This window comes from Paenibacillus pasadenensis DSM 19293 (assembly GCF_000422485.1).
Lineage (GTDB): Bacteria > Bacillota > Bacilli > Paenibacillales > Paenibacillaceae > Paenibacillus_O > Paenibacillus_O pasadenensis.
In genome coordinates, this window is record NZ_KE383862.1 from 1 (window position 1) to 492 (window position 492).

The window sequence follows — 492 nt, forward strand, 5'->3', positions numbered from 1 at the left end:
GAGTCATGTGTAGGCACTCTCCTTGGAATGTTGGTCTCGACAACTTCCATTCTAACCGAGAGTCCTACCATGGCTTTCCTTTTTATGGTCAGGAGCATTTTACACAATTATATGGACTTAACTCATCCAGACGTCATCCGACCCGAGTTACTCGGTTTTTCCGCGTAACTCCGCCATCCGGACGTACATTGAACCCGAGTTACTCGGTTTTTCCGCGTATCTCTCCCATCCGGACGTACATTCGACCCAAGTTACTCGGTTTTTCCGCGTATCTCCCCTATCCGGACGCACATCCAACCCGTGTTACTCGATTTTTCCGCGTTTCTCCCTCATCCGGACGCACATTCGCCCCGAGTTACTCGGTTTTTCCGCGTAACTCCGCCGTTCGGGCATTCGTTCGAGCCGAGTTGCTCATTGTCCTGAGTGCTGCAACCCGGTTTTGTCGGGTTGCAGCACCTCGAACACGCTGGACCGACTCTGCAACCCGATTTT